The 3,566-nt window shown below is 70.6% G+C and carries 4 protein-coding genes; 2 read left to right on the top strand and 2 right to left on the bottom strand.

Annotation, left to right across the window (positions count from 1 at the left end; genetic code table 11):
• On the top strand, positions 1 to 450 hold a 450-nt coding region (gene greA / locus NQ160_RS20750; protein ID WP_257516981.1), incomplete at its 5' end, for a transcription elongation factor GreA.
• Positions 451 to 459: 9 nt separating this feature from the next.
• Here the strand turns inward: greA and ilvA are convergent.
• Together ilvA and NQ160_RS20740 are read right to left on the bottom strand one after the other, a co-directional pair.
• Positions 460 to 1,686, bottom strand: coding sequence for a threonine ammonia-lyase (gene ilvA / locus NQ160_RS20745; RefSeq protein WP_257516980.1), 1,227 nt, complete (start codon positions 1,684 to 1,686; stop codon positions 460 to 462).
• Complete coding sequence (locus tag NQ160_RS20740; protein WP_257516979.1) at positions 1,683 to 2,873, bottom strand: AI-2E family transporter; 1,191 nt, start codon at positions 2,871 to 2,873, stop codon at positions 1,683 to 1,685. Before NQ160_RS20740 ends, ilvA begins: the two co-directional genes overlap by 4 nt.
• 88 nt (positions 2,874 to 2,961) lie before the next feature.
• Here NQ160_RS20740 and NQ160_RS20735 point away from each other — a divergent pair.
• Positions 2,962 to 3,566: DNA glycosylase AlkZ-like family protein (locus NQ160_RS20735; RefSeq protein WP_257516978.1), on the top strand; the 605-nt coding region annotated here is incomplete at its 3' end.

Here is a 3,566-nt window from a genome sequence, read left to right as displayed (position 1 = left end):
TACGACCGTCTCGTCGCCGAACTCGAGCACCTGTCGACCACCGGGCGCGAGGAGATCGCGAAGCGCATCGAATCCGCGCGCGAAGAAGGCGATCTGAAGGAGAACGGCGGCTACCACGCTGCCAAGGACGAGCAGGGCAAGCAGGAGGCGCGCATCCGCACGCTGCAGCACCTTCTGAAGAACGCCAAGGTCGGCACCGCCCCGCAGTCCACCGGGGTCGTCGAGCCCGGCACCGTCATCACCGCCGTTGTCGCCGGGGGCGAAGAAGTGTTCCTCCTGGGCAACCGCGAGATCGCCGCCAACTCCGAGCTGGATGTCTACAGCGAGGCGTCGCCGCTCGGCTCCGCCATCCTGGGACTGAAGGAGGGCGACTCCACGTCGTACACCGCCCCCAACGGCCGCCAGATCAGCGTCGAGGTCGTCAAGGTGGAGACCTACACCGGGCAGTGAGCCGCCTGATCAGTCCTTGACGATGGCCGGCGCGTAGCCGGCATCCGTCAGGGTCTGGATGACGAGCGCGCGGTGCTCCGCGCCCCGCGTCTCGACGCTCAGCTGAAGGATCACCTCGCTGATCTGCAGCCCCTGTCCGTGGCGGGTGTGCAGCACCTCGATGACGTTCGCCCCGGCGATGGCCAGAAGCTCCGAGACCCGTGCGAGCTGCCCTGGCCGGTCGGGAAGCGGGATCTGCAGGGTCATGTAGCGTCCGGATGCCGCGAGTCCGTGGGCGACGACGCGCTGCAGCAGCAGCGGGTCGATGTTGCCGCCCGAGAGCACCACAGCGGTGGGACCCGAGGCCTGCACCTTGCCGGCGAGGATCGCGGCCACTCCGGCGGCGCCCGCCGGCTCGACCACCTGCTTGGCGCGCTCCAGCAGCACCAGCAGGGCTCGGGCGATGTCGTCGTCGCTGACGGTGACGACCTCGTCCACCAGATCCCGGATGATGGCGAAGGGCACGTCACCGGGGCGCGCGACGGCGATGCCGTCGGCGATGGTCGGCGTGGTGGGGACCACCAGCGGACGGCCCGCCTCGAGCGACGACGGGTAGGCGGCGGAGTTCTGCGCCTGCACGCCGATGATCCGCACCGCGCGGCCTTCAGCGGCGGCTCGGGCCTTCACGGCCGCGGCGATCCCCGCCACAAGGCCTCCCCCGCCGATACCGACGATGACCGTCTCGAGCTCGGGGATCTCGTCCCACAGCTCCAGTCCCAGCGTTCCCTGCCCGATGATCACATCGCGGTGGTCGAAGGGATGGATGAGCACCGCTCCGGTGCGCTCGGCGTACTCCGCCGCCAGACGCAGCGGGGTCTCGACGGTCTCGCCCTCGAGGATCACCTCGGCGCCGTAGCCACGCGTGGCCAGGAGCTTGGGCACGGGCACCCCGAGCGGCATGAAGATGGTCGCAGGAATCCCCAGCTTCTGGGCTGCCAGCGCAACGCCCTGGGCATGGTTGCCGGCCGACGCGGCCACCACGCCGCGCGAGCGCTCCTCGGCGGTGAGCCGCGACAACCGGTAGGTCGCCCCGCGGATCTTGAAGGAGCCGGTGCGCTGGAGGTTCTCGAGCTTCAGATGCACGGGGGCCCCGAGCACGTCGCTGAGGTGCTCGGAGTCCTCGAGGGGCGTTCGCACGATGACGCCGCGCAGCGCCTCGGCGGCGTCCTCGAACTCCGCCAGGGTGGGGGTGGTCACGCGGGGTTCCTCCAGTCGCGGGGCACAGTGCTCCAGATGAGATCGTCGGGACGCGGCCTGGCGCCGGTCTCCCAGCCTCGGCGCGCCAGGTAGACCCAGACGACGTTGACGAATGCGGCCAGTGGCACGGCGAACAGTGCGCCCGGGATGCCACCGATCATCGCACCGCCGGCGACGACCAGCACGACGGCCAGGGGGTGCACCTTGACGGCGGAGCCCATCAGCAGTGGCTGCAGCACGTGGCCTTCCAGCTGCTGCACTCCGAGCACGACGATCAGCATCCAGAACGCGATCCAGGGGCCGTTGTAGACGAGGGCGAGGAAGACGGCGACGGCTCCGGTGAGCACGGCGCCGACGAAGGGCACGAAGGCTCCCAGGAACACCAGCACGGCGATGGGGATCGCCAGGGGCACACCGAGCAGGAACGCGCCCAGTCCGATGCCGATCGCATCGATCGTCGCGACGAGCAGCTGGGTCCGCGCGTAATTGATGACGGTGACCCACCCGGCGCGGCCGGCGCCGTCGACGGCCGCGCGTGCGCGCTCGGGGAACAGGCGCACCGTCCAGCGCCAGATGCCGGCACCGTCGGCGAGGATGCACAGCAGGATGAAGAGGGCCAGCAGCGTGCCGGTGGCCACGTGTCCCACGGTGCTGCCGATGGCGAGGGCGCCCGAGAGCAGCAGCTCCGCCTGCTGCTCCATCAGCGTCGCGCCCTGGGTGAGCAGGTCATCGATCTGCTGGGCAGTCAGGTGGAGGGGGCCGTCGATGAGGTACCGCCGGAAGTCGTTCAGCGCCGCGGATGTGCGCCCCTGCACCGATCCCAGATCGCGGGTGATCTGCCACACCGCCAGCCACAGCAGACCGCCGATCACCGCGATCGTGCCGAGCACCGAGATGACGATGGCCAGCCAGCGCGGGAACCGGTAACGCAGCATGAGGGAGAAGCCCGGCCACACCAGCGCGCTGACGAGGATCGCGACCAGCAGCGGGATCACGAGCAGCTTCAGCTGGATGACGAGCCAGATCGCGACCCCGATCGCGGCCGCGAGCACGAGGAAGCGCCACGCGTAGGCCGTCGCCACGCGCAGCGGGTGCGGCACGACGGTGGCGACGTCGCCTGGCGCGTTGCGCCGCCGCACCGCATCGAAGAACGCGGTGCGCGGCTTGTCATCGGGGGTGCCGGTCACCACGTCATTCTAGAGTCGCCGGCGCGCCGTTCCCTCCCCCGTGACGGCGCACGCGGCGATGTCCGAGGCGTTCGGTAGGCTCGCCGCCGTGACGACGAGCACCGCAGCACAGCGCCCCCGTGATCTCAGTCGCGGCGAGGCTCGTCGTATCGCGCTGGCCGCCCAGGGCTTCGCGCGCCCTCGACCCGAAACCGTGGGCACCCGGCAGCTGAATCTCGCGCTGACGCGCATGGCGACGCTGCAGATCGACTCCGTCAACGTCTTCGCGCGTTCCCACTACCTGCCGCTCTTCTCGCGTCTGGGCCCGTACGATCCGGCGCTGCTCGATCGGCTGCTGTTCTCGCCCGGCGGTCGCTACACCGAGTCCTGGGCCCATATGGCGTCGTTCATCCCCACCGCCGATTGGGGGCTCTTCGCCTTCCGCCACGCGGCCGCACGCGAACGGTACCTGCACCGCGACGCGGCCTGGTTCCGCGAGCATGGCGGAGTCGTCGACGAGGTGCGCGCACAGCTGGCCGCCCGCGGGCCGCTGCGGCCTGCGCAGATCGACCACGCGTCACGGGTGGGCGGCCGGGGCCCCTGGTGGGACTGGGACGTTGTCAAGAACGCACTGGAGTACCTGTTCCTCTTCGGCGAGGTCGCCATCGCCGGCAGGCGCGGCTTCGAGCGCCGCTACGGGCTGACCGCCGACGT

This window comes from Microbacterium sp. zg.Y909 (genome assembly GCF_024626565.1).
Note: the sequence above shows the minus strand (reverse complement) of the source record. Positions and strands in the feature narration are given on the sequence as shown.